Source organism: Paenibacillus sp. FSL R7-0198, from assembly GCF_038000415.1.
Classification (GTDB): Bacteria; Bacillota; Bacilli; order Paenibacillales; family Paenibacillaceae; genus Paenibacillus.
Window position 1 is genome coordinate 4,594,852 of the sequence record NZ_JBBOCB010000001.1, and the last position, 24,343, is coordinate 4,619,194.

A 24,343-nucleotide genomic window follows, 5' to 3' on the forward strand; every position below is an offset into this window, starting at 1 on the left:
CAATTGTCCAAATTAACCAAAGGCTCCTTTACACTACCGGGAGAATCCGGTTATGAAGCACTGACGCTGGAACTTGCCGATCGCTGGGGTGCAGATGTGATTCGAGACAGTGACGGTACAAAGTTGTCCGATGAGATTATCAATGCCGGATATGGCATCTATTCAACCATTTGCATTATTCGGGATCATAATGAGTGGGCATCCCGTAATCTGGATAAACTGCAGCAATGTTTTCTCATTACGAATCCGAAGGTCGCTGTACAAGATTATGTATCCATCTATCTGATGGAGGATTTCTTCGCTGAACAATTCAGGGTGAATTATTCCAAAGAAGCGTTTAAGTATTGGCAGGTATATGATCGAACGACTGGGGAAGAAGTTCCTAGAGGACAGTGGAATTATGAACGGGAATCCGGCAATGTAGTGATTACTGGCGTTGCTCCTTGGCATAAATACACGGTGAGTTTCATGGTTTATCGGATCTGGGAAGAGATCTCCATGTACAATCACACGACGAATAATTGGGACAAAGAGCATCTGATGCAGATTGACCCGATCTATACGGACACACAAACCTATCTGCTGGATTGGATGGAAAAGTGGTGCCAAGAACACCCGGAAACAACGGTTGTACGTTTTACGTCCCTATTTTATAACTTCGCCTGGATCTGGGGCAGTGATGAGCGGAATCGCCATCTGTTCTCGGATTGGGGTTCATACGATTTCACAGTAAGTTCGAGAGCGCTGGATCTGTTTGCTCAAAAATATGGGTATTCACTCTCCGCCGAAGACTTTGTGAATGGCGGTAAATATCAGGTCACTCATATGCCTGCGGATCAGCGCAAACTGGACTGGATGGCATTTATCAATGATTTTGTCATTGAATTCGGTAAAAAGTTGATTGATATTGTGCACAAACATAACAAGCTGGCGTATGTCTTCTATGATGACAGCTGGGTAGGCATGGAGCCGTACAATGATCGCTTTGAGGAATTTGGATTCGACGGCATGATCAAATGTGTGTTCTCCGGTTATGAGGCTAGAATGTGCTCAGGTGTTAAGGCTGATACCCATGAGATTCGCTTGCATCCCTACTTGTTCCCAGTTGGCTTAGGTGGGCTTCCTACCTTCAAGGAGGGCGGAGATCCTACCCTGGATGCGAAGAAATATTGGATTAATATCCGGCGTGCGCTGCTGCGTGAGTCGATTGACCGGATTGGACTGGGTGGATATTTGCATCTGGTTGAGCCTTACCCGGATTTTGTGGATTATATCGAGAAGATTGCCCATGAATTCAGGGAAATGAAAGAGCTGCATCAGGCTGGAAAACCATATCAGATCAAGACAAAGGTAGCCGTGCTGCATAGCTGGGGCAAGTTAAGATCGTGGACCTTGTCCGGTCATTTTCATGAAACACATATGCATGATCTGATCCATGTGAATGAGGCCTTATCCGGGTTGCCGATTGAGGTCCAATTCATTGATTTTGAAGATATTCGTCAAGGCGTATTGAAAGATGTGGATGTCGTCATTAATGCGGGTTCCGCTGGTTCTGCTTGGAGTGGCGGAGCACACTGGAATGACCACCAATGTGTAGACATCCTGACGCAGTGGGTGCACGAAGGCGGTACCTTTATGGGGATCAACCAGCCTTCAGCGGTCCACGGGTACGACACCTTTTTTAGAATGGCGCATGTGCTTGGGGTAGATGAGGATACAGGTGCAAGAGTTGTTCATGGAAGATGGTCGGTTGAGGCTCACGATGAACACGGGCTGGTGCCAGTAGAGGCTAATCTATCTTCAAATCGTAATGGGAACATTTATCTAACGGATGGGACAGCCAAGGTATTGCACGAGACTGACGGTAACATTACGTTGTCCACACATGCTTTTGGAAAAGGAAAAGGGATCTATCTGTCTTCATTCGAATTTAACTGGGAAAATACGAGATTACTACAGAATCTGATTCGTTTTGCGGGCCAGGAATCCCAGGAAACAAAATACATTACGGATAACTTATTTACAGAGTGTACTTATTATCCGGAGAGTAAAATACTGGTCGTCATTAACAATAGTGATCAAGTTCAAACGACGACGATTGATACCGAGTATGACAAACATACTGTGGAATTAGATCCGTATGATACGGTAATCACGAATATTGGCTTAATCAAATCAGTGTAGGAACGGATATGGCTTCTATTTCATAACGAAAAAAGCTCAAGTCAGCGGCTATCAGCCAAAGCTTGAGCTTTTGTTGTATTCAGTATCTCTTAAAGCCTGTATTCCCGACTGGATTGATAAGTTAAATGCGTATTATACAAGAAATTTTATGGAAATGCAAGAGGAAAAAGATTGCTTTTACGTAGGCTATCGTTTATTCTAAAAAAAGGAAGTCTACTACATTTTAATAGGAGGTATGAATGATGGAAAATATGATGATGATGAACATGATGATGAACATGTGTATGGAAGAAATGATGTGCAAGATGAAATCCATGAAGATGATGATGGAATGCATGGAAGACAAAAGCATGATGGAAGGCATGGACATGAATAAAATGATGTCCTGTATGCAAGAGTGCGACGAAATGATGACCACTATGATGGGCATGATGAGCAACATGAAGAAAGCATCCATGTAATTATCAATTATTTATTTAATGTAAAGCTGGCGGGCTTTACATAGGTGCGGGAACAGTTGACTGTACGCATCACAACAAAAGCATAGTAAGCCTTAATCAAGGCGGGTTAAGCAGACAAACTGCAGACCGGCTTTTTCTTTATTTATATTGAAGAATCTTCCTCGACACATCGATACGCATAAGCTTTAATTTGAACCATTGCTCCTGTAGGGAATCGGTCTGAGAACCTTCGGAAGCAACCCGCAGTTTATTAAAAATTTCCAATATCTGGTTGTTAATCCGGTCATAGTTGGCAAGCAATTCACGCAGCATAATAACCTTTCGTTCTTTCTGCAGCAATTCATCCTTCTGCTCTTGAAGCTTTTCGAGAATATCTTCAGCCCATTCCGAGTCTCCGATGGTACGGGCATAATTATATAAATCCAAATAATCGTTAACCCAAGCTTGTGTCCAAGAACTCATGGCGTTATTCACTCCAGTCAGCTTCACTTTTCTATATACCGAGTATTATACCCGGAATAATATAATTTACAAGTGGATTATAGGATTTTTTGGGATAAACATAGGTGGTATGATCAATGCTCTGGTTGGCAAGCCGTTTGTAGAGCTTCGTGTTGTCGGGAAATAAACCTTCATGAGTTCGGCTGTAGTATTTCAATTCATCCAATTTGTATTCTGGAAAATAAATTAAAAATATACTATGTTATAGGTGGACAGATGAAGGGGGACGTTCATTGCTCAACCCCAAATATCTGGAGCTCTTGTTATGTAATCAATATGACTTTGAGTAATAACGTTGATGTTATGTAATGGTTAGAGGAGACAAGGATAAAACATGAGCCGCAAGACATACTGTAAGCGCATTCAGTTTATGGAAGATTGGAGTCTCAAAACCAAGTTGTACATATTGTTCATTTTTTGTGTGCTGGTCCCGGTCCTGGTCACAAATACCGTGTTTTACCAAAGTATCAAAGGTAACATTGAAGAGAAGGAGCATAGCCGATTCAATGAAATGCAGCAAAGGATCAAGTTCAACCTGCGGAACAGTATAGACAATAGCTTGTATGTGTCCAATTTTCTCTATACCGATGGAACGCTGAACCGGTTCATGGAGTTCAAGTATCGCGATCAGGAAGACTATTACTCTGCCTACTATGATATGCTTAGCAACAACAATCTGGTCAGGTACTACTACAGCTACCAGCAGGTGAATCAAATTACGTTTTATGTTGGCAATGATACCTTCGTCAATGGAGGAAACTTCATTAAGCTGGATGATGAGGTGAAAAAAAGTGATTGGTATCAAGCGTTGATGAACACAAGCGACCATATCATGATCTATTCGTATTTTGACAAACAGCAGGCGGAGATGTCGCAAAGTCAGGGAGGACGCAAAGTAAGCATTATTCGTAAGCTGGATTACTTTGGGGAGCAGCAGGTTGAAAAGGTGTTAAAGGTTGATCTGGACTACGCTTTCATCAACAAATCGCTTAAAAATGAGGGAGCAAATGGGAAGGTGTATGTCGTTTCAGATGGCAGGGTCATTTTCTCGAACGATTCAAAAATGAATCAGATGCGCAAGCCATTTAATCTGATTGCAAACAGTCCAATTGACCCTGTTCAATCCATGCAATCGATTCCCGTCGTATCCGAGGATTGGCAGATTATTGTCAGTACGGAGAAACTGGACGTTCTGTCGGAGATTGTTAATTCAAAGATTAATTTGACTCTACTAATCATTTTTAATCTGTTGGTGCCGACACTGCTAATCTGGTTGATATCCAGATCACTGGTCATCAGAGTTGATCGGATAGCCAAGCACCTGGATCAAGTGAAGCATGAGAAATTTGAGGTGATATCGGGACCTGTGGGCAAGGACGAGATCGGCAGCCTGACCCATAGTTATAACATGATGGTCATCAAGATCAAGAACCTGATTGAGATTGTGTTTAAGGGCCAGGTGGAGCGGCAAGCCCTTGAGCTCTCCAAAAAGCAGGCGGAGCTGAAAGCCCTTCAGAGTCAGGTGAATCCCCATTTCATGTTCAACACGCTTGAAACGATCCGTATGAGGAGTTTGATCAAGGACGAGCTTGAAACCTCCGATGTCATTCATAAACTGGCACTGCTGTTACGTCAGACGATCAATTGGGGCGATGATCTGATTACAATTGCAGAGGAAATCAATTTTGTGGAGAGTTATCTGAGTATCCAGCAGTATCGCTTTGGCGAAAAGTTGCAATTCGCAATCCGGATCACAGACGAATCCATTGCTGCCATGATAATACCCAAACTAACCGTTCTCACCTTTGTGGAGAATGCTTGTATCCATGGTATTGAGGGGACGTCGAATGATGGGGTCGTGGAGGTATTATTCGAAATTCGAAGCAAGGATCTGTACATTTCCATTCGAGATACCGGAGTCGGTATGGATCAGGACAAGCTGGCCTCGCTCCGCAAAATGATGCAAGACCCGAGTATGGATCGGATGAGCGAGCTTAGCAGCATTGGTATGATGAATGCATATATTCGGCTGCGGATGTATTTTGATGATTTCGTTCAGGTGCACATATTCAGTGAAAAGGGGAAAGGAACAACGATTGGCATTCAAATTCCTCTTATGCAGGCATCTCAAGAATAAGGAGCGAGGATATGATCAACGTGCTGATTGTGGACGATGAGCCATTTATTCGCCAAGGACTTCTATTGTTAATTGATTGGGAGTCTTACGGATTTCAGATTTGCGGTCAGGCTTCCAATGGCATGCAGGCATTGGAGTGCATTCGCGCTATGCAGCCCGATCTGGTGATTTCCGACATTAAGATGCCGGAAATGGACGGATTGCAGCTTGCGCAAACCTTGTACGAGCAATATAGAGGTGACATCAAGCTGATTCTTCTAAGTGGATTCTATGAGTTCGGATATGCCAAGCAGGCAATTAAATACCAGGTAGATGACTATATTCTCAAGCCTATTGTGAAGACCGAACTGGTTCAGGTGCTTGAGGAGTTCAGGGTCGCATTTAATGCGCGGACGGAAGAGAAGCGATATCAGCAAAAAAAAGATCGGATTATTATGGCTCAACATATGCAGTCAATCTTGCTTGGGGTGGCTGAGGAGGATGCTGTTACGAGTCTGCAGCCCCACTATCAAGATGCCGGCATACTGCGTTGCATCCTGATTGAGGCGGAAGCTGGTCCAGAACAGGGAACGGATTGGTGTGCTCGGGTTGAGGCATGGGTGGGCAAGCCCTTTCCGGGACAAATTTTGAAGCCCTTCACAGGTGATAAAAATGCGGTTCTGCTCATTGTTACAGACCTGATGGTGAGCCGTGAGGCAGTGACCTTGGAGCAATATTTGACCCGGTTACATGCCGATCTGAGCCATGGTCAAGAGGCGGCTATTGCTTGTTATGTCGGGAAGGAAGTACATGAGTTGGAGGCGCTGCACGAGTCTTATCAATCCTGCGGCATAATGAAAAGCTTACGTTTCTTCACCACTTGCAGGCCCATTTATTACTTCGAACTTATGGATACGACTTTATTTGTTAATCGGCCGGGACAGTTCGAAAAACAATTATTTGATGGGCTAGTCAAGTCTATTGAGGAACAGCAGACGGATGAGTTATACAGTCATGCAAAGGCCATTTTTCAATTTTTTCTGGATGAGCGAATCGAGCCTGGTATTGTCCGCATCCACTTGCATTATTTGGCATACACATTGCTGGATCTCGTGAATAACGATACGGTTACTCCAGATTCGGGGTTGATGGAATCGACTTTTCTGAAGGTGAACTACGCGATGTTATCCATGGAGGAAAATATTGAACATTTATGCGAATTTTCGCTCATGTGCGCAGAGAAACTGAAGGAGCAGCAAAAGTCGAATGCAATGGGCGTATTAGCCAAAATTGAGGCTTTCATTCACGAGCATTACAGAGAAAATATCAGCCTGAAATTGCTCGGGGAGCAGTTTTACATGAATAGTGCATATCTGGGTCAGATTTTCAAAAAGCATTTCTCGATCAGCTTCAGTGATTATTTGAATCAATTGCGTATTGAGGAAGCCGCCCGGCTGTTGCGCAGAACAGATCAAAGAGTATACGAAATCGCAACAATGGTGGGATATCGGGATTCCGATTACTTTATTAGCCGGTTCGAGAAACTCATGGGGGAGACTCCTGCACAATATCGTAAAAGTGCCCATGCTGCGTACTCTCTTGATTAACATCCTGCACTCCTTGACGGAGCGGCGGGATATTTTTTTTCGCAGATACTGGAATTAGTGGGATTCCATCTATAGTTTATCCCGTTGAGAGGGGCATGGAAGCATGATAATTTTAAGTCAGCCTTTGGAAAGCGCTTTCCAAAAAGCTTCTGTCAATATAATCGATGGAGGGGTCATGATGAAAAAGGATGTTAGAAAAAGAATCAAGTATAGTGCTCTGCTCGCTTTAATACTGGTCATCGCACTCGCTGGATGTACACCGGGATCGTCCTCGAAAGGGGAAAAGACAGCAGATGGAAGGGAATTGAAACAATTTTCCGCATTTTTTGCCGTACCGGGAAAAATTGCGCCTGACGATAATCGGGTGTTAAAGGCTATTGAGGAGAAAACAGGCGTCAGAGTCACGATGGACTGGCTTACGGGCCAAACAGCCAAAGAGCGGATTGGTGTACTCATTGCAGGCGGCGAATATCCCGATTTTATCGATGGGAGTGATGGTACTCAGCAACTGGTAGCAGCAGGAGCGTTAGTACCACTTGAGGATTACATCGATAAATATCCAAACATCAAAAATTACCTGGGCGAAGACTGGAAGAAGATGAAAAATACGACGGATGGACATATCTACTTCATTCCTCAATTCGGCAATATACAAGAGAAATCGATGAAAGTATCCCATGACGGAGAAGCATTCTGGATTCAGAAGGCCGTACTGGAGTGGGATAATTATCCGACAATTAAAACGCTTGACCAATACTTCGACTTGATTGAACGGTATAAAGCAGCTCACCCGACCGTTGATGGTCAGCCCACAATTGGATTTGAAATTATCTCCTATGACTGGCGTTATTTCGCACTGGAGAACCCTCCGCTCTTCATGGCTGGTTATCCGAACGAAGGCGCAGCCATCGTTGATAAAGAAACGCTGACGGCTAAAAACTACAATACCATTCCTGAAGCGAAAGCATATTTCAAGAAGATCAATGAGGTATATCATCAAGGCCTGGTCGATAACGAAACCTTTACAGCAAACTATGATCAATATATCTCCAAAATTTCAACCGGACGTGTGCTGGGCATGGTGGACCAAGGATGGCAGTTCCTTGACGCCGAGGCATCACTCGTGAAACAAAAATTGTATGACAAAACCTATGTACCGTTGTCCATTACACTCTCCGAGGATGTTAAAGGGCGCTATCAGAACAATCCAATCCTTAACGTAAATGGCGGCTTGGCCATTACAAAGAGCTGCGAGGATATCGAGGGAGCACTTCAATATATTAATGATTTGTTGGACCCTGAGATGGAAGTATTGAGAACCTGGGGACAGGAAGGCGTGGATTATCAAGTCGATGACAAAGGCGTGTTCTCCAGAAATGAGGAGCAACGTGCGAATTCCAAAGATCCGGACTGGGTACTGGCGAACACGGGAAGCCCATTGGTCTATTTCCCGCATCATGAGGGCATGACCGCTGACGGGAAGAATGCACTTGACCCTAAGGAGCAGCCGGAGGAGTATCTTGCCACATTGAATGACATCGACAAAAAAGTGCTGAAGGCTTATGGATATACGAAGTTTACGGACTTCCTTGAGCCTGCGGAGGAAAATGAACCGTGGTTCCCAATCTATACCTATAATTTCGAACCAAATAAACCGGAGACCATCGCCAGACAGAAGATGGACGATGTAAAACGCAAATGGCTGCCAAAAGTGATTATGACTTCACCAGCCGAATTTGATAAAGCCTGGGAAGAGTATCAAGCCACACTCAAGGAAAGTGCAGATATTAAAGCGTATGAAGATGCGCTGACGGAAGAAGTCCGCAGACGTATGGAACTGTGGGGGTAAAGTCCTGTCACACAGAATGGCTATGGGGAACCCCGTAGCCTTTCTTACACGCTAGATTTGGAGATTGGATAGGAATGGAATCGATTCACCCAGACTGGGTGATATAGATAAACTCGTAAGCAAGGAGAGAAAAAACATGGCCAAAAAGGAGTTGCAGCCTTCGTTAAAAACCAGCCATATCCCAGCGGGAACAAGCTGGATCGGGTACAACCTGTCCAGAATGAAAAGTCAGCGACAATTAATGTGGATGTCATTTCCGTTTATTGCGTTTATCGCTATTTTTGCGTATGGACCATTATGGGGCTGGTTGATGGCGTTTCAGAATTATAGACCGGGCATTGGTTTTATGGAGCAGGATTGGGTGGGGCTGGATCATTTTCGAACGTTATTCACGGACCCTACATTTTTACGTGTCATTCGCAATACGCTGGCGATGAGCCTGATCAGTCTGTTTCTGGGATTTGTCGGCTCGATTGGTCTGGCGCTGTTATTAAATGAGCTGAGAATGGTATTGTTCAAACGCGTGGTACAGACGGTTTCCTACCTTCCACATTTCCTGTCGTGGATCATCGTAACAGGTATTGTTGCGAATGTATTATCAACGGAAACAGGAATTGTGAATGTACTGCTGACGAAATTGGGCCTGATTGATGCACCGATTAATTTTTTTGCTGAACCAAAATACTTCTGGGGGATTGTGGGTCTGTCCAGTATGTGGAAGGAAATTGGCTGGGGAACGATTATTTATCTGGCGGCCATGGCGTCGATTAATCCAAGCTTGTACGAGGCAGCTTCCATCGACGGAGCCGGCCGCTTTCGCAAAATGTTCAATGTCACGCTTCCAAGCATCAAACCAACGATTATTATCCTGCTTATCATCAACGTTGGTAACGTACTGAACGCAGGTTTTGAGATTCAATACTTGCTGGGGAACGGACTTGTGCAGGATGTATCCGAGACAATCGACATTTTTGTTTTGAAATACGGGATTAATCTCGGTAACTACTCACTTGCCACCGCAGCAGGCATTTTCAAAAGTGTGGTCAGTCTGGTGCTCATATTTATCGCCAACGGGATTGCCAAGTCTCTTGGTGAAGAGCGATTGATATGATAAGGGGGCAGAGCTGTGAAGCGATTTAGTAGAAAACGAAACTTGGGAGATTCTATTTTTTCCATCACCAATGGCATATTTATGTTGCTTGTCATGGTTGTTACGTTATATCCTTTTTTAAACACTATTGCCGTATCTTTCAATAACGGGCTGGATACGATCCGCGGGGGGATCTATCTCTGGCCGAGGGAATGGACGCTGCAAAATTACGTCTCCGTATTCCAGAATCCGAATCTGACACAAGCCGCATTTATTTCGGTTGCCAGAACTGTGGTAGGAACGGTTGTACAGCTGTTCTGTACAGCCATGTTGGCCTATGTGCTGAGCCGCAAGGAGTATATGTTTAACAAATTGGTCACGACGCTGTTCGTCATGACGATGTATTTCAGCGGCGGCTTAATTCCGGGATACATGCTGATCAAACAAGTGGGGCTGCTGAACAGCTTCTGGGTATACATTATTCCCGGCTTGATCGGAGTGTTTAACATGATCGTCATTCGTACCTACATTCAGGGACTGTCGGAGGGATTGATTGAATCCGCGAAGATGGATGGAGCCGGAGATTTTCGGATTTTCATGCGTATCGTGCTTCCCTTATCCAAGCCGGTTCTGGCTACGGTTGCACTGTTTATTGCTGTAGGTCAGTGGAACTCCTGGTTTGACTCCATGTTGTACACGGCGGGAAATCGTAATTTGACCACCTTGCAGTATGAACTGATGAAATTGTTATCCTCTGCGACCTCACAGGGGGGAACCGTCAACGTGGATTCATTCAAAAATGTAACCAACATGGTGACGCCTGTGTCCATTCGGGCAGCAATCACGGTTGTGACGGCAATGCCGATTGTTTTACTGTATCCGTTCTTGCAAAAATACTTTGTGACTGGACTAACCATTGGAGGGGTAAAAGAATGAAAAATGCAAATCAAAGCGAACAATGCACGTTTAACAATCCGATTATGCCCGGGTTTTATCCAGATCCGTCCGTATGCCGGGTGGGTGAAGATTTTTATCTGGTGACATCAACATTTGCCTATTTTCCTGGCGTTCCGATCTTTCAGAGCCGTGATCTAGTGAATTGGAAACAGATTGGCAATGTGCTGGACCGTCCTTCGCAATTAAATCTTCAGGGAGCAGGCCATTCACAGGGGATATTCGCTCCAACGCTTCGGTATCATGAAGGCACTTTCTATATGATTACAACCAATGTATCACATGGCGGTAATTTTGTTGTAACCGCTACCGACCCTGCTGGGCCATGGTCAGATCCTTATTTTATTGAAGGCGCAGAAGGCATAGACCCTACGATTTTCTTTGATGACGGCAAAGCGTATTACCTTGGTACACGTCCTTGCTCTGAGGGAGTTCGTTACAATGGCAACTGGGAAGTGTGGCTGCGGGAGTTGGATCTGGGCAGTATGAAGCTGGTGGGAGACAGTTACGTTCTGTGGCGCGGGGCGATGGTGGATGTCATCTGGCCGGAAGGCCCGCATCTGTATAAGATCGATGAATATTACTATTTATTGATTGCAGAGGGAGGCACAGGACCAAACCATGCCGTGACCATTGCTCGTAGCAAAAGTTTGACCGAAGGATACGTCGGGAATCCGAATAATCCAATCATTACACATCGGCATTTAGGTAAACGTTACCCTGTTGTTAATGTCGGACATGCCGACTTGGTGCAGGCTGCGAACGGTCAGTGGTTCATGGTCATGCTTGCTTCGCGTCCATATGGAGGGAGCTATAGCAACATGGGGCGGGAGACGTTCCTTGCTTCTGTCGTTTGGGAGGACGGATGGCCCGTTGTCAATGAGGGCCGCGGAATCCTGGAGGAGCAGGGCACGTTGGATTTGAAGCCTGTTCCGGTAGAGCCGCAACTGCGTTTTGACCATTTTGACAGTGATAAACTGGGCTTGCAATGGATGTTCCTGCGCAATCCTCAGGAGGATCTCTATTCATTAACCGAACGCAAAGGATACTTGCGGCTGAAGCTGAAACCGCAAACATTGAAGGAAAAAGAAAACTCCAGCTTTGTTTGTCTGCGTCAAAGGCATATGGATTATGTTGCAGCTACAGCGATGGAATTTGTGCCCGGGAATGCAAACGAAACGGCTGGTCTTGTCGTCATTCAGAACGATCTGTATCACATACGGATTGAGCGTGCTCTGACCAAGAACCAGCAAGTGCTGCGTGTGGTGACCGTTATAGATGGTCAGGATACTCACATTGCGCAAGTCGCGCTGGATGATGAAGTATCGCGAGTGTATATCAAAATGGCCGCGACAGGTCAGCAACTAAGCTTCTACTACAGCACGGATGGAAGTCAGTATCATGTGGTGGCGGAACAGGTGGATACAAGCAGCTTGAGCACTGAAGTAGCTGGTGGTTTTGTTGGCTGCTGTATCGGAATGTTTAGCAGCAGCAACGGTACTTCATCTGATCAGGTGGCTGACTTTGACTGGTTTGAATATGGTTCATATAAATAATATTTAGATGACAGAATAACAGAAAGAAAGCTCAATCCAGTGGCGGTATTCCAGGGATTGAGCTTTTTTTCGTTTTTTTTTGCTAAAGGGAAAACTGTGGGAGAGTAGGGGACGCGTTACAGCTTATTGATTAGTTTCATATGTTGAGTTTTTAATGATGTTAACTATTTTACGCTGAGCATCCTTGGCCTCCGGAATTGGATAGAGGACAAAGACATGGTTCATTTTGGGGTAAACGTACGTTTGGTGATCGATTCTTTGATCCGTCAGCAGTTTGTCGAGCTTCATATTATCAGGAAACAAGCCCTCGTGAGTCCCGATAAAGATGCTGATTTTGCCCAGACCGGCGAAATCTCCGTAGATTGGACTGATTAACGGATCGTTCAACGGTTTGTCAGCTGCCCAGATCCGCCGGATGACATCATACCCTTCCACAGCGAGCATAGGGTCGCGGGTCTCGTAATCGAATATGACCGGATTGTCCAACACCATATCCACACAAGGTGATAACAAGATGATATCTTTGGGCTGCGGGAGATCATGCATCTTCAGATAATGGGCCAAGGCAAGGGAGATGTTCCCGCCTGCGGAATCGCCCATAATGGTGAGTTGTGCCGAGTCGTTCATGGAGGCAAGGAGATCCCGATATAGATTGAGCAATTTCGGATATGTGTGTTGATAATTAAAATGCGGAACCTTTGGATAGATGGGAGCAACAACTTTGGCATTCAGAGCCTGAGCTATGCGGTCCATGAATTTCCAGTGTAAAGACAGCGGCTGGTGTGTGTGCGCCCCGCCATGAATGTAGAGAATGACCCTCTGTTCACGTGAATGCTGATCGTTTAAGGTGAACACCTGCATGTCTTCATGGGAGCGCTCTTTGATGGAAGATGACAGTTTTGTTTTACCCAAGGTATAAGGTTTAATGTTTTCCAAGCCCATATGATCCAGGTGTTTGCGGGTAAGCTCTCGTGTTGAAAAAAATTTCTTGGTATCTAACGTTCCGATATATTTCTCGAATAGAAAGCTCGTCAACGAGCGTTTGTGATTATGGATATACATGTTCATTGAGGAATCACCCTTCCTGATGGAGTTCAGATATACGGTCTGTGGAGACTATAAGTAAAGTATAAAGGTTGAAGTGTACTTCAAGGTCAATCTTAATTTTTCCATCAAACCGTTATGGTTAGAGTAAAGCATGGTACCCGTTCTATGTTATGATATTTGCATCTTCAAAAGTTCGATTGAAGGGGCATAGCGTATGAATCAGAGCATACAACAGTTTAAAGCGGATTTTTTCAAAGCATTGGCACACCCGATGCGGATTCAGATTCTGGAACTGCTGAGTGAAGGAGCCAAAAACGTGAATGAACTGCAAAGCATTCTGGGATCGGAAGGTTCTGCCGTTTCACAGCAACTGGCTGTATTGCGCAGCAAAAATGTTGTTCAGGGAATCAAAGAAGGGACAACCGTCACCTATTCGCTGCGTGATCCGCTGATTAAGGACCTGCTGGCAGTCACCAAACAGATTTTTGACAATCACCTGGTTGATGCCATTTCCATGTTGGAAGACATTCGTAAAGAGTCCTGACACAATAAACAAGAGCAACGGGGTGTAATGACCGGAGGTTCTTGTTTTTTTGTGTTGGTTTCCTGCTGGAATTGTGTGCAATCCGATTGACAGGAGGAGAGCAGGGGAGTAGTCTTTGGTATATATTCAAATATTTAAATATATGAAGAAAAGAAGGTTTTTGTACATGAGATGGATGGGGAGATATGCAGGTTACAATGCTGCGGCTTTTCGCAAGGATCTGTTATCGGGGCTGATTGTAGGTATTATTGCGATTCCACTCGGTATGGCCTTTGCCATCGCTTCAGGGGTCAAACCGGAGTATGGATTGTATACCACAGTAATCGCAGGGATTCTCATTTCCTTACTGGGTGGGTCCAAGTTCCAGATTGGCGGGCCAACGGGGGCATTCATTCCGATTCTCTTTGCCATTGTGATGCAGTATGGATATGAGAATCTGCTGATTGCCGGAATGATGGCCGGTTTGATGCTTGTACTTATGGGCGTATTCAAGCTTGGGGCATTCATTAAGTTTATTCCTAGGCCGGTGACGATCGGGTTCACTGCGGGGATCGCCGTCATTATTTTTAGCGGACAAATAACGAACTTTCTGGGACTTCGGGGCATCGAGAAACACGAGGATTTCTGGTCCAATATGAAAGAAATCGGGATGCATATCTCAACGATTAATATATACAGTGTGCTTACAGCTGGAATCTGTCTGGCTGTTCTTCTGCTTGTGCCCAGGTTTGCACCAAAGGTGCCTGCATCACTGGTGGGGCTGGTTCTTTCGACGGTAGTCGCAGCGTTCTTTTTTGAAGGGCAGGTGGCTACGATCGGTTCGTCCTTTGGCGCCATACCTAACTCTTTGCCTCAGTTTCATATGCCTGAGATCACTTGGGAGCGTATTGTGAACTTGCTGCAACCCGCTTTTGTCATTGCCATGCTGGGTGGAATTGAATCGCTGCTGTCGGCTGTTGTTGCCGATGGCATGACCGGAAGTCGGCATAACAGCAATCGAGAGTTGATTGGGCAGGGGATTGCTAATATAGTGACGCCGCTATTCGGGGGTATTCCTGCAACAGGAGCGATTGCACGTACGGCAACGAATATTAAATCCGGCGCAGTATCGCCATGGTCTGGTGTGATTCACGGTGTAGTGGTTTTGCTGGTACTTGTTCTCTTTGCGCCATATGCATCCCACATTCCTCTTGCCAGTATGGCTCCCGTTCTCATGCTGGTTGCCTGGAATATGAGTGAACGAAGATCCTTCATGCATGTCATGAAAACCAAAACGAGCGATTCACTCGTTTTGCTGATTACCTTTTTGCTGACCGTATTTACAAGTTTAACAACGGCTGTAGAGGTTGGGTTGATTCTGGCTGTTCTTTTATTTGTTAAACGCATGAGTGAGATGTTAAAGGTTGCCAAAGTACTGCCCGATCCCGAGCATAAACATGAGAAAGTCATGGCCCACATGGTTCGGGAAGGACATGACTGTCCGCAAATAAGCCTATATACAATTGAAGGGCCACTTTTTTTCGGGGCAGCGGATATGTTCGAGAAGTCGGTCCTGGATTCGATTCATCGGCGACCAGGCACTCTGCTGTTGCGCATGGGCAAGGTTCCTTTTATGGATACAACAGGTGAATCCAATCTGGCCCGTGTTGTCAAACATATGGAGAGATCCGGGGGCAGAGTTTTACTTTCAGGCATTCAGGAGCAACCGTTGGAAATGCTGAAGAGAACAGGTTTGATTGAACGGATTGGTTCGGATCATATGTTTGAGCACACGGGTGAAGCTATCAATTATGCATTGCAGCATCTGGATGTTCAGAAATGTAAGGGGTGCAAACATTTTGCCTTCCGTGAATGTGCTGCATTGTCGAGCACTGGCGGCGATCCAGCGCGTAATAACCTGCTTAAATCTGGAAAGCGGGCCAATGCAAATAGCCCTATCTAATCCCGCTGATGCGAGATGGAACTATAGGAGTCTAAAGAGTATTTACTCATCAAAATATATATTCTGGAAAATAAATAAAAAATATACTATGTTATAGGTTGATAGGTGAAAAGGATTACATCGTTAATCTGATGAGAAATAATCATATTAAACCGAAGGAGCAACCATATGTCCATTCAACCGACTGCTTTACGTTCAGTGCTTAACCCCAGATACCTCGAGTCTGCATTGAGGGATGAGTATGACATTGGAACATGGGAAGAATGTTTGTTTTGGCTTAGGGGATTGAATGATACCTACCGGGTTCGTACATCCAGTGGCATGTATATTCTCCGTATCTACCGCACTGAAATTTCGGAGAAAGATGTTCACTACGAACTATCGTTATTGTCTCAACTGAAGAATGTTCTAGGTTCTGCGGAACACACCGACATTGGAGAATACATCGAGAAGAAAGATCACACGGGATATACGGTGTTGGAAGCTGCGGAAGGCAAGCGGGTTGCTGTGATGTTTCGGTATATTGAGGGTACGGAGAACAATCTGGAGGATGAGGAGTCTTGTTACGCCTTTGGTCAATCTGCCGCTGAATTGCATAAGGCTATGGATCAGGTGAACGTGGAGCTGCCACGATATGAGCTTGATTTGAAATTTCTTATCGATGAACCCCTTAAGCGAATCATCCACTATATCGGTGAGAACAATGAAGCAGCAGCATTTCTCTATACGTTTGCCACAACGTTAAAAGAACGCATCGTTGCCGCTTCCAGACAAGATCTGGACTTTGGTCTGTGCCATGGCGATATGCATGGGAATAACAATGCGTTTCAACAGGAGCATCAGTTCATCCACTATGACTTCGAGTGGGCAGCCAAAAGCTGGCGTGCCTACGATCTGGCTCAAGTGAAGGTGCGAAAAAGGCAGTCTGATGAGCGAAAAGCAGCATTATGGGATGCGCTAATGGCAGGATATCGTTCAGTCAGAAGCTTCTCTGCCGAAGATGAGCAGGCGGTTGATCTCTTTATTATTGCTCGCCGATTCTGGGTGATGGGTCTGGATGTTGCTTTTATTGAGAGTGATACGGGTGCGCTGGACTATGGTTCGGATTGGCTGGACAGTTTCGTGGAAGAATTCCGGGATACGGGGATTATATCCTAGCAAATGATGAACATTATTTAGGTGTAGGTTTGAATGTTTTAAGACCCTTCCGAGTCAACTTAAACTCGGGAGGGTCTTTTTCATCTTATATTGAAGGTAACAGGGTCACTTATTAGTTGGATGATGATGAAGAAGCGGCAGCAGCCGATGCTGCGGCAGCTGCGCCCATGGCTGCTTGTTGAGCGATAATAATATTCGTGATACTTGTTGAGATCGTTGTCGTAAGCACACCGTTTCGCAGATTCTCCACATGTTGAATGGCTATCAACGCGGATGAGAACAGGAGCAACTCCTGTTTATCGATCGACCAAGCCCCGAAGCCTTTTTGAGTCCGTAACCAGTCATTTGTTTCCGCGACTTCATCCACTAAAGCGTCTCTGTCCGAAGGCAGTAGGGAAAGTATCCCGAGAGAGGGTAATGTGTATGTTTTGTCCATTCGGAGATCCCTTTTACGAAAAGCTTCATTTAAGGCAATCACACGAGCACCTGCATCCGGGTTATCCTCTCCAAGAACCAGTACCTGTGTTAACGCCTGCACACTGTTTCTGGAAGAAAACTCTGGTTTTAATTCCCTATAGAGTTGTTCCATACGTGCCACACCAGTATCCACGTTGAGATCGGAAAGGGCTAACATGGCAGCAAAAATGTAGTCATCCTGTCCAGTGAGGAAACGATGCTCTGCTTTCATGCCATCATAAAATAATTTGGCCCGCTCCACCGTAGGTTGAAACTGGTCAGGTGATGTCTGAGTAGCGATCTGATAGGCGGCAATAACCAGATAATCAGAGTTGCGGAATTTGATCTCTTTCATCAAGTCATAGACATGCAGGGTATCTACCAATCTCGTCTCTTCATCTGTTGTAAGGGAGAGCATGGCAGCAATGCTAATGGCCGAATTACCTCTGAATGCAGAGAAGAGTTTTGTGTTTTGTTTAATCAACTCTTGGCTTAGGCGAATGGCTTCCGCATCAGCAACTTTATTCTCTGCTGCATAGAGCAAGGCGGCCAGACGATGAATCATCCCATGTTGCCATTTGAACGACTTCTTGATGATCTGAGTGTTGGAAACGAATAATTCAACTCGTTCTGCATGATGTTGTTGCATAGGCACACCTCCATATTCACTGTTATTCAACAATACCCTTCCAGCTTCCTTCATTCCGTCTATGTAAACAGATTAGATGATTAGGAATATTAAATGAATTAAAGCAATTATTCCCATAGGGTAGATCAATGATCTGGAGAACCCGTTTTTAAATTCATTTCGAGGATGTTTTTCGAAAAAGAAGTGTAATACGGTATGTATGATGAAAAAGATATCCATCACCCAGAATGTAATGGTCTGATATGAGCTAAAAAGCAGAGAGAGAATGATGGTATACATTGGCAGGTGAATCCAAGTGAAATACCTATAGGCTTTATCATCTTCCATATCTTTTAACACTATAAACAATTTCCACTCGGACCGCCTGATGGCATCCATTTCGTGAAGCAGAAAGAGAGACAGGTTAAACAAAAATAAAACCAGTAAAAAGTCAGGCATGCAAAGTCTCCCATTGTTTAATTTTATACAAGCAGGTCAATAGCGAACAAGTCACTTACGGTATTGCACCCACATATACAATACGTGAGTTGTCCTTTGGGGGTTCCAGCAACCTCCCTGTCGAGTCATGTATTAGAAAGTCTCTGTCACTTTGTTTACACAACGCTGCAGTGAATTGTTTATTGAACTGTCTGCCATATTCATTAAGCGGTTATCCTATACCTATATGTGTAGTGAATCCGTTTCCTCACATTCCTTGTTGTATTTCTGCGGCACATCTCGTACAATTTGGTGAAGTAATTCTGCATTGCGTTAATGTGAATGTGAAAATTAAAATTACATCAGGAATCTGTACACAAGAAAAGGGGAGAATCGTTTGGAATCAAAGCAACTATCTAGAGGGCTAAAGCCCCGCCATGTAGAGCTGATTGCACTCGGAGGTACAATCGGCGTTGGTTTGTTCATGGGATCGGCGAGTACGATCAAATGGGCAGGACCATCCGTGCTACTGGCCTATTTATTGGCCGGTATCGTTATCTTTTTTGTCATGCGAATTATGGGGGAAATGTTGATTCAGGAGCCGGTCACAGGTTCGTTTGCTACATTTGCTCACAAATATATTAGTCCGCTTGCCGGATTCCTGACCGCCTGGAGCTATTGGTTCTTGTGGGTTACGGTTGGTATGGCGGAAGTTACGGCGATTGGTATCTATGTCGGGTATTGGTTCCCGGATATTCCACAGTGGCTACCAGCACTTGCTGGGGTGCTCATCATTGCGGCGGCAAATCTGGCGGCCGTGAAGTTTTATGGGGAATTTGAATTCTGGTTTGCGATGATTAAAGTGACGGCTATTGTAGCCATGATCGTGATCGGAACCGGGCTCATCTTCTTCGGCTGGGGGAACGGAGGACAGCCAATCGGGCTGTCGAATCTGTTTAGTCATGGCGGATTCTTCCCTGGAGGGATCAAAGGTTTCCTCTTTGCACTGTGTATCGTAACGGCTGCGTATCAAGGGGTGGAGATGGTCGGTATTACAGCAGGCGAAGCGGAGAATCCGAAATATACCTTGCGTAAAGCGATCAAAAATATCGTGTGGCGTATTCTTATTTTCTACGTTGGTGCCATATTTGTTATTGTAACCTTGTACCCTTGGAACGAAGTAGGCGAGACGGGCAGCCCGTTTGTGCTCACCTTTGCCAAGGTCGGCATTGTTGCTGCTGCGGGAATCATCAACTTTGTGGTGCTGACGGCAGCCATGTCGGGATGCAACAGCGGGATCTACAGTGCAGGACGGATGTTATACACGCTGGCTGAGAATGGGCAGGCACCTGCCTTTTTCAAAAAGCTGTCCAAAGGCGGGGTTCCCCGCAATAGTATCGTCATCACAATCTCCTTGCTGCTGATTGGGGTTGTGCTGAACTACCTGATGCCGGACTCCAAATTGTTCCTGTACATCTACAGTGCAAGTGTTCTTCCGGGTATGGTTCCATGGTTCGCGCTGGCGTTCAGCCAATTCCGATTCAGAAAGCGTTGGGGTAACGAAATGGCGGATCATAACTTTAAGTCCAAATGGTTCCCGATCAGCAATTACATTATTATTGTGTATCTGATTCTCGTCATTATCGGTATGGCGTTTAACCCGGATACGCGCTTGCCCCTGATTGTTGGTGCTACGTTTATGGCCATCGTGGTGGCTGGATATTTTGCATTTGGCATCGGAAAAAGACAACGGATAAATGGCGGCGAAGATCGCTAGTCTAATATTCAAAAATCAACTTATATCGTAATATCATACATGCATTCCTTGAAATGATTGAAGAACCTGCGGGTGATTCAGCGACATTCAGGGAGTGCATTTTTTTATCCGCAAAAATCATGCTTGAATCTCCTGTAACTGGAGGTTTTAAGATTGGAGGCAGACAAGGGGGCATACATCTTATGAGGACAGTAGAATGGATTTATCTTATTTTCAACCTGCTTATATTAGTGGGGGTAATCGGGATTGGGAGACAGAGTCAACATTTTCGGAAAATGGTATGGGGCGGATTTGCCATATCGGGTGTGCTGCTGATTATCCATGGTGTGGTCGAAGGACTACGTTGGTCGATGATTCCGGCGTATCTGCTCACGTTAGTTCCACTGGTTGTGTTATTTACAAAGGCAAGACGCCAGCAACAGTCTGGTGTAACCTCGCTGAACAGCAAAGGTTCCGGGGCATCTGCTTCGAAATCACCTGTGGCGGGGAAATTCGGACGTGTTCGAATCATCGCAACGTCTTTCCTGGTGTTGCTATACGCTGTTGTGAGCATTGGCTTGCCACTGCTGTTCCCGGTGTTTTCGTTTGCCAAGCCAGCAGGTCCTTATGGAATCGGAACGGTATACTACGATTGGACAGATAGCAGTCGGGATGAACTTCTGACGAGTACTACCGGTGACCAAAGGGAGCTGATGGTACAGATCTGGTATCCAACGAATCCAGAGGAAGAGGGTGCAACAGCTCCTTATGTTAGTAAGCCGGATATCTATGCGACAGCCTTCAATGAAGTGCTGAAACTGCCAAAGCTTTTATTTTCCAGTCTGAGTCAGGTCAAAACACATGCGATTCAGGAAGCTCAATTATCAGATGCCGAAGCCAAGTATCCGGTTGTTCTGTTCTCTCATGGTCTACATGGCTATGAAAATCAGAATACGTTCCAGGTCGAGCAGCTGGTCAGTCAAGGTTACATTGTTGTGGGTATCAATCACACGTATAGCAGTCTGGTGTCTGTATTCCCGGATGGACGTGTGGCGCAGTTTGAATCGGAAGGGAAAGAAGGCTTTGAGCAGCTGCAATTCAGTTACATGGACAAGTTGAATGAGACATGGGTGAAGGACGCACAGTTTGTACTGGATGAGGTAGAGAAGTTGGGTACGAGAGATCCGAGCGGACGCTTTACAGGACATATGGATCTGGACAACATCGGCATGTTTGGGCATTCATTTGGCGGAGCAACGACAGTACAGATGTTAATGGATGATCCGCGTGTGAAAGCAGGCATGAATATGGACGGTGTATTGTTTGGCGAGAAACGTATACCTGCGGAAGGTGTGGGCAAGCCGTTTCTAATGATGAGTGCAGACTCAACCGTTGCAGGCACAAGTGTGATGAGTGACGAGGAAATTGCTGCGATGGGCACGACCCGTCCGGAAGCCGAGAAATATTACGAGGAAGTGTATGAGCGCTATGAACCGGTAACCGCAGGAGGGAACTTCTGGATGGAGCTGACCAACACCAAACATTTGAGTTTCTCCGACCTCTACCTGATCTCTCCACTGCTCGAATGGACACAGGGTGTAGATACGCGTGGGACACAACAGTTGATCAACGATACAACGATTGATTTCTTCAACCACTACTTGAAAGGGCAACCGCTCCATATGGACAAGGAAGTGGGAGAACATGAATCCTATTCGTTGAAAAAAGGCTGAACATAAAAATGGAAGGAGACTGAAGTTCAGTCTTCTTCCATTTGTTTTAAACGTAACCGCATGCCCTCCTGCAGCAGGTTAATGCCATCTACAATCTGGCTCCATTCGGGATTCATCACCTTGCATAGCTTGTTAAAACGCAGAATACGTTCAGTCACGGAGTCCAGCATATATCGGGCCTGATTGCGAAAAAATACTTCAGGTGTTTCGGCATGCTCGACACTTGCATACATCAACACAAAGTCCCACACCATGCTTTGTACAGCAGGGCTATCGATTGCCCAACGCTTGTCCAGAGCTTCAGTAGTGCGAATGCGAATAGCCTCCATTTTTTTCACCCAGACATCCGCTTCGACTTGTGGCTGATTCGCCATAATGAAGAAGGGAACCTCCAACTTAGCCAGATCAGCCCAATAGGCCGGATCATTGATCAGTTCCTGAATTTCCTTCCAGGCCAGTGTTTGCTGAGCCGTCAGTTTGGTATCTTTCATCATGTATTTATCGAAAAAGTGCAGAAACGACACTCTCCAATCCTGCGGAATGCTGTCCAGCAGATGGGATTCATCCACCTTGGCAGCAACAAATTGTTTTCGCCTGCTTGCATTGGCCGATAGCGATTCTACCAGACTGGAGATATACGTGAGAGACTGTTCCGAGCGCAGTGAAGTGTCTTCTTCATGCTGCTTCGCTTGCTGCAAAATGGAGAGCATGGAATTCATCGTGCCGATCTGGGTTTCCAACGCTTCAATCTGCAGATCCAACGCCTGTGCTACCGCCACTTCACCCGACATGAGCTTTCGAATATCCGGTATGCTGAAATTCAGATAACGAAGTGTTGTAATGAGTTCGAGTTGCCACAGGTCTTGCGTTGTATAGAGTCGATGCCCACCTTCCGTATGACTGGAGGGCTGTAACAGTTCAATCTCATCGTAATAACGGATCGTTTTCACCGTGGAGCCGATCAGTTTGGCTGCTTCACCAATGGAATAGGGTTCTATATTTGGGTTCAACGAGATCACCTCATGTTCTATTATACAATCTCCAGTTAGGGGAGATTCAATATGTGACAGTTGTCTGGGAATCCGGTTAGCTTAGTTTAAATAACGCCCAACTCGGTTACAAAGGAAAGAGCGCAACTTTTAAGAAAACAACTTCTGAACATAAATTTAACATTTACATGATAACGAAGAGCACAGAAATAACCTGAAGAAACGGAGTGTTCGCCTTTATCACCGGATTTTCACCTTATATAAGGGAGAGAAAAAAATCTGGGGATAAGAGCGATCGGAAGGTTATTCTGTGATCGTAGTGATCAATGTAGATAACCAAGGAGGGAATTGAACATGGCTAATCAAGATCAGCACACCATGCAAGATCCAACGACACAATATCCGAAGGCTACACCGGAGTGGAAACAGCAGCAGGATGAGCCGGGACTTCAGCGTGAGATGACTCCTGTTCCTGATGCGGGTGAGAAAAGTTATAAAGGCAGCGGACGTTTAACGGGACGCAAAGCAGTTGTGACCGGAGCTGACAGTGGAATTGGCCGGGCGGCAGCGATTGCGTTTGCCCGTGAAGGCGCAGATGTCGTTCTGTCTTATCTGCCGGAAGAGGAAGCAGATGCGCAGGAAGTTGTGAAGCTGATTGAGGAAGCCGGTCGCAAAGCAATCACAATGCCAGGTGACTTGAAGGATGAGAAATACTGTGAGGAACTCATTGAATCTGCTGTAAAAGAGCTTGGTGGTATTGATATACTAGCTAACGTGGCAGGTAAGCAGCAGTTTGTAGAGCAGATTGCAGATCTGACCACCGAGCAATTCGATGCTACGTTCAAAACAAATGTCTATTCCATGTTCTGGCTCTGCAAAGCAGCTGTGAAACACATGAAGCCGGGCAGCTCCATTATCAACACATCATCGATTCAGGCGTATAAACCTTCGCCAATCCTGCTGGATTATGCGACAACGAAGGCATCCATTAACACGTTCAGCAAAGCGCTAGCACAACAGGTGGGTAGCAAAGGGATTCGTGTCAATGTTGTTGCACCAGGACCGGTATGGACACCACTTCAGGTCGTGGGTGGACAACCAGTCGAGAAGCTGGCTGATTTTGGCTCCAACACACCGCTTGGTCGAGCAGGACAACCTGCCGAGATGGCTCCGGCATTTGTGTTCCTGGCAAGCCAGGAATCCAGTTATGTGAGCGGCGAGACATTGAATGCGAATGGTGGTACGGTTAGTCCGTAAACGTTGGATATAAAAGGCCTATGAATCCTAGGTCAGTGATCATAGGCCAGTTAAACAAAGAACACCATTCCCTGTGC

General features: G+C 45.5%; 19 protein-coding genes. 14 read left to right on the forward strand and 5 right to left on the reverse strand.

What is annotated here, in order from left to right:
• Positions 1-3: 3 nt before the first annotated feature.
• Entirely contained in the window at positions 4-2,184 is a 2,181-nt protein-coding gene (gene gnpA, locus MKY87_RS19975) for a 1,3-beta-galactosyl-N-acetylhexosamine phosphorylase (protein WP_340965836.1), read from the forward strand.
• Between the two features lie 239 nt (positions 2,185-2,423).
• On the forward strand, positions 2,424-2,645 hold the full coding sequence (locus tag MKY87_RS19980) for a hypothetical protein (RefSeq protein WP_249913525.1): 222 nt from the start codon (positions 2,424-2,426) through the stop codon (positions 2,643-2,645).
• 138 nt (positions 2,646-2,783) lie between these two features.
• Here the strand turns inward: MKY87_RS19980 and MKY87_RS19985 are convergent, their stop codons facing one another.
• Entirely contained in the window at positions 2,784-3,107 is a 324-nt protein-coding gene (locus MKY87_RS19985) for a hypothetical protein (protein ID WP_339786257.1), read from the reverse strand.
• Positions 3,108-3,480: 373 nt separating this feature from the next.
• On the opposite strand from MKY87_RS19985, the gene MKY87_RS19990 reads away from it, so the two are divergent.
• The 6 genes from MKY87_RS19990 (at position 3,481) to MKY87_RS20015 (ending at position 12,318) form a co-directional block, all read left to right on the forward strand.
• Complete coding sequence (locus MKY87_RS19990; protein ID WP_340965837.1) at positions 3,481-5,283, forward strand: cache domain-containing sensor histidine kinase; 1,803 nt, start codon at positions 3,481-3,483, stop codon at positions 5,281-5,283.
• Between the two features lie 11 nt (positions 5,284-5,294).
• Entirely contained in the window at positions 5,295-6,869 is a 1,575-nt protein-coding gene (locus tag MKY87_RS19995; RefSeq protein ID WP_340965838.1) for a response regulator, read from the forward strand.
• Positions 6,870-7,044: 175 nt separating this feature from the next.
• Complete coding sequence (locus tag MKY87_RS20000) at positions 7,045-8,718, forward strand: extracellular solute-binding protein (RefSeq protein WP_249913522.1); 1,674 nt, start codon at positions 7,045-7,047, stop codon at positions 8,716-8,718.
• A 136-nt stretch (positions 8,719-8,854) separates the two neighbouring features.
• Positions 8,855-9,829: an ABC transporter permease gene (locus MKY87_RS20005; RefSeq protein ID WP_249913521.1), complete on the forward strand. Its 975-nt coding sequence runs from the start codon at positions 8,855-8,857 to the stop codon at positions 9,827-9,829.
• 15 nt (positions 9,830-9,844) lie between these two features.
• A complete protein-coding gene (locus MKY87_RS20010) occupies positions 9,845-10,744 on the forward strand; it encodes a carbohydrate ABC transporter permease (RefSeq protein WP_338590933.1) in 900 nt (299 codons plus the stop codon).
• Complete coding sequence (locus MKY87_RS20015) at positions 10,741-12,318, forward strand: glycoside hydrolase family 43 protein (RefSeq protein ID WP_340965839.1); 1,578 nt, start codon at positions 10,741-10,743, stop codon at positions 12,316-12,318. The genes MKY87_RS20010 and MKY87_RS20015 overlap by 4 nt, the downstream gene beginning before the upstream one ends.
• A gap of 123 nt (positions 12,319-12,441) precedes the next feature.
• Here MKY87_RS20015 and MKY87_RS20020 read toward each other — a convergent pair whose 3' ends face one another.
• Positions 12,442-13,386: an alpha/beta hydrolase gene (locus MKY87_RS20020; protein WP_340965840.1), complete on the reverse strand. Its 945-nt coding sequence runs from the start codon at positions 13,384-13,386 to the stop codon at positions 12,442-12,444.
• Positions 13,387-13,579: 193 nt separating this feature from the next.
• Here MKY87_RS20020 and MKY87_RS20025 point away from each other — a divergent pair, with 193 nt between their 5' ends.
• From MKY87_RS20025 to MKY87_RS20035, 3 genes are all read left to right on the forward strand, one after another.
• On the forward strand, positions 13,580-13,909 hold the full coding sequence (locus tag MKY87_RS20025; RefSeq protein ID WP_091038881.1) for an ArsR/SmtB family transcription factor: 330 nt from the start codon (positions 13,580-13,582) through the stop codon (positions 13,907-13,909).
• Positions 13,910-14,075: 166 nt separating this feature from the next.
• Positions 14,076-15,851: a SulP family inorganic anion transporter gene (locus MKY87_RS20030; protein ID WP_340965842.1), complete on the forward strand. Its 1,776-nt coding sequence runs from the start codon at positions 14,076-14,078 to the stop codon at positions 15,849-15,851.
• Positions 15,852-16,019: 168 nt separating this feature from the next.
• Positions 16,020-17,009 (forward strand): phosphotransferase, encoded by a 990-nt coding sequence (locus MKY87_RS20035; RefSeq protein WP_340965843.1) that lies wholly within the window; start codon positions 16,020-16,022, stop codon positions 17,007-17,009.
• Between the two features lie 112 nt (positions 17,010-17,121).
• Here the strand turns inward: MKY87_RS20035 and MKY87_RS20040 are convergent, their stop codons facing one another.
• Both MKY87_RS20040 and MKY87_RS20045 read right to left on the reverse strand, forming a co-directional pair.
• Positions 17,122-18,114 (reverse strand): DUF4003 family protein, encoded by a 993-nt coding sequence (locus tag MKY87_RS20040; protein WP_340965844.1) that lies wholly within the window; start codon positions 18,112-18,114, stop codon positions 17,122-17,124.
• A gap of 72 nt (positions 18,115-18,186) precedes the next feature.
• Positions 18,187-18,552 carry a DUF6713 family protein gene (locus MKY87_RS20045; RefSeq protein WP_340965845.1) on the reverse strand — a complete coding sequence of 122 codons (366 nt, stop codon included), beginning with the start codon at positions 18,550-18,552 and terminating at the stop codon, positions 18,187-18,189.
• Positions 18,553-18,928: 376 nt separating this feature from the next.
• Between MKY87_RS20045 and MKY87_RS20050 the strand changes: the two genes are divergently transcribed.
• Together MKY87_RS20050 and MKY87_RS20055 are read left to right on the forward strand one after the other, a co-directional pair.
• Positions 18,929-20,308 carry an amino acid permease gene (locus MKY87_RS20050; protein WP_133387334.1) on the forward strand — a complete coding sequence of 460 codons (1,380 nt, stop codon included), beginning with the start codon at positions 18,929-18,931 and terminating at the stop codon, positions 20,306-20,308.
• 182 nt (positions 20,309-20,490) lie between these two features.
• Positions 20,491-22,020 (forward strand): alpha/beta hydrolase family protein, encoded by a 1,530-nt coding sequence (locus tag MKY87_RS20055; RefSeq protein WP_340965846.1) that lies wholly within the window; start codon positions 20,491-20,493, stop codon positions 22,018-22,020.
• A 26-nt stretch (positions 22,021-22,046) separates the two neighbouring features.
• Here the strand turns inward: MKY87_RS20055 and MKY87_RS20060 are convergent, their stop codons facing one another.
• On the reverse strand, positions 22,047-23,030 hold the full coding sequence (locus tag MKY87_RS20060; protein ID WP_340965847.1) for a MerR family transcriptional regulator: 984 nt from the start codon (positions 23,028-23,030) through the stop codon (positions 22,047-22,049).
• A gap of 333 nt (positions 23,031-23,363) precedes the next feature.
• Here MKY87_RS20060 and MKY87_RS20065 point away from each other — a divergent pair, with 333 nt between their 5' ends.
• A complete protein-coding gene (locus MKY87_RS20065) occupies positions 23,364-24,266 on the forward strand; it encodes an SDR family oxidoreductase (RefSeq protein WP_339786222.1) in 903 nt (300 codons plus the stop codon).
• The last annotated feature ends 77 nt before the right edge of the window (positions 24,267-24,343 follow it).

What these genes read in the sequence shown, in the direction of transcription:
- MKY87_RS20040 (WP_340965844.1), bottom strand. Translation starts at nt 18,114, where the DNA reads ATGCAACAACATCATGCAGAACGAGTTGAATTATTCGTTTCCAACACT.
- MKY87_RS20055 (WP_340965846.1), top strand. Translation starts at nt 20,491, where the DNA reads ATGAGGACAGTAGAATGGATTTATCTTATTTTCAACCTGCTTATATTA.
- MKY87_RS19995 (WP_340965838.1), top strand. Translation starts at nt 5,295, where the DNA reads ATGATCAACGTGCTGATTGTGGACGATGAGCCATTTATTCGCCAAGGA.
- MKY87_RS19980 (WP_249913525.1), top strand. Translation starts at nt 2,424, where the DNA reads ATGATGGAAAATATGATGATGATGAACATGATGATGAACATGTGTATG.
- MKY87_RS20020 (WP_340965840.1), bottom strand. Translation starts at nt 13,386, where the DNA reads ATGAACATGTATATCCATAATCACAAACGCTCGTTGACGAGCTTTCTA.
- MKY87_RS20045 (WP_340965845.1), bottom strand. Translation starts at nt 18,552, where the DNA reads ATGCCTGACTTTTTACTGGTTTTATTTTTGTTTAACCTGTCTCTCTTT.
- MKY87_RS20030 (WP_340965842.1), top strand. Translation starts at nt 14,076, where the DNA reads ATGAGATGGATGGGGAGATATGCAGGTTACAATGCTGCGGCTTTTCGC.
- MKY87_RS20035 (WP_340965843.1), top strand. Translation starts at nt 16,020, where the DNA reads ATGTCCATTCAACCGACTGCTTTACGTTCAGTGCTTAACCCCAGATAC.
- MKY87_RS20000 (WP_249913522.1), top strand. Translation starts at nt 7,045, where the DNA reads ATGATGAAAAAGGATGTTAGAAAAAGAATCAAGTATAGTGCTCTGCTC.
- MKY87_RS20015 (WP_340965839.1), top strand. Translation starts at nt 10,741, where the DNA reads ATGAAAAATGCAAATCAAAGCGAACAATGCACGTTTAACAATCCGATT.
- MKY87_RS20025 (WP_091038881.1), top strand. Translation starts at nt 13,580, where the DNA reads ATGAATCAGAGCATACAACAGTTTAAAGCGGATTTTTTCAAAGCATTG.
- MKY87_RS19985 (WP_339786257.1), bottom strand. Translation starts at nt 3,107, where the DNA reads ATGAGTTCTTGGACACAAGCTTGGGTTAACGATTATTTGGATTTATAT.
- MKY87_RS20065 (WP_339786222.1), top strand. Translation starts at nt 23,364, where the DNA reads ATGGCTAATCAAGATCAGCACACCATGCAAGATCCAACGACACAATAT.
- MKY87_RS20005 (WP_249913521.1), top strand. Translation starts at nt 8,855, where the DNA reads ATGGCCAAAAAGGAGTTGCAGCCTTCGTTAAAAACCAGCCATATCCCA.
- MKY87_RS19990 (WP_340965837.1), top strand. Translation starts at nt 3,481, where the DNA reads ATGAGCCGCAAGACATACTGTAAGCGCATTCAGTTTATGGAAGATTGG.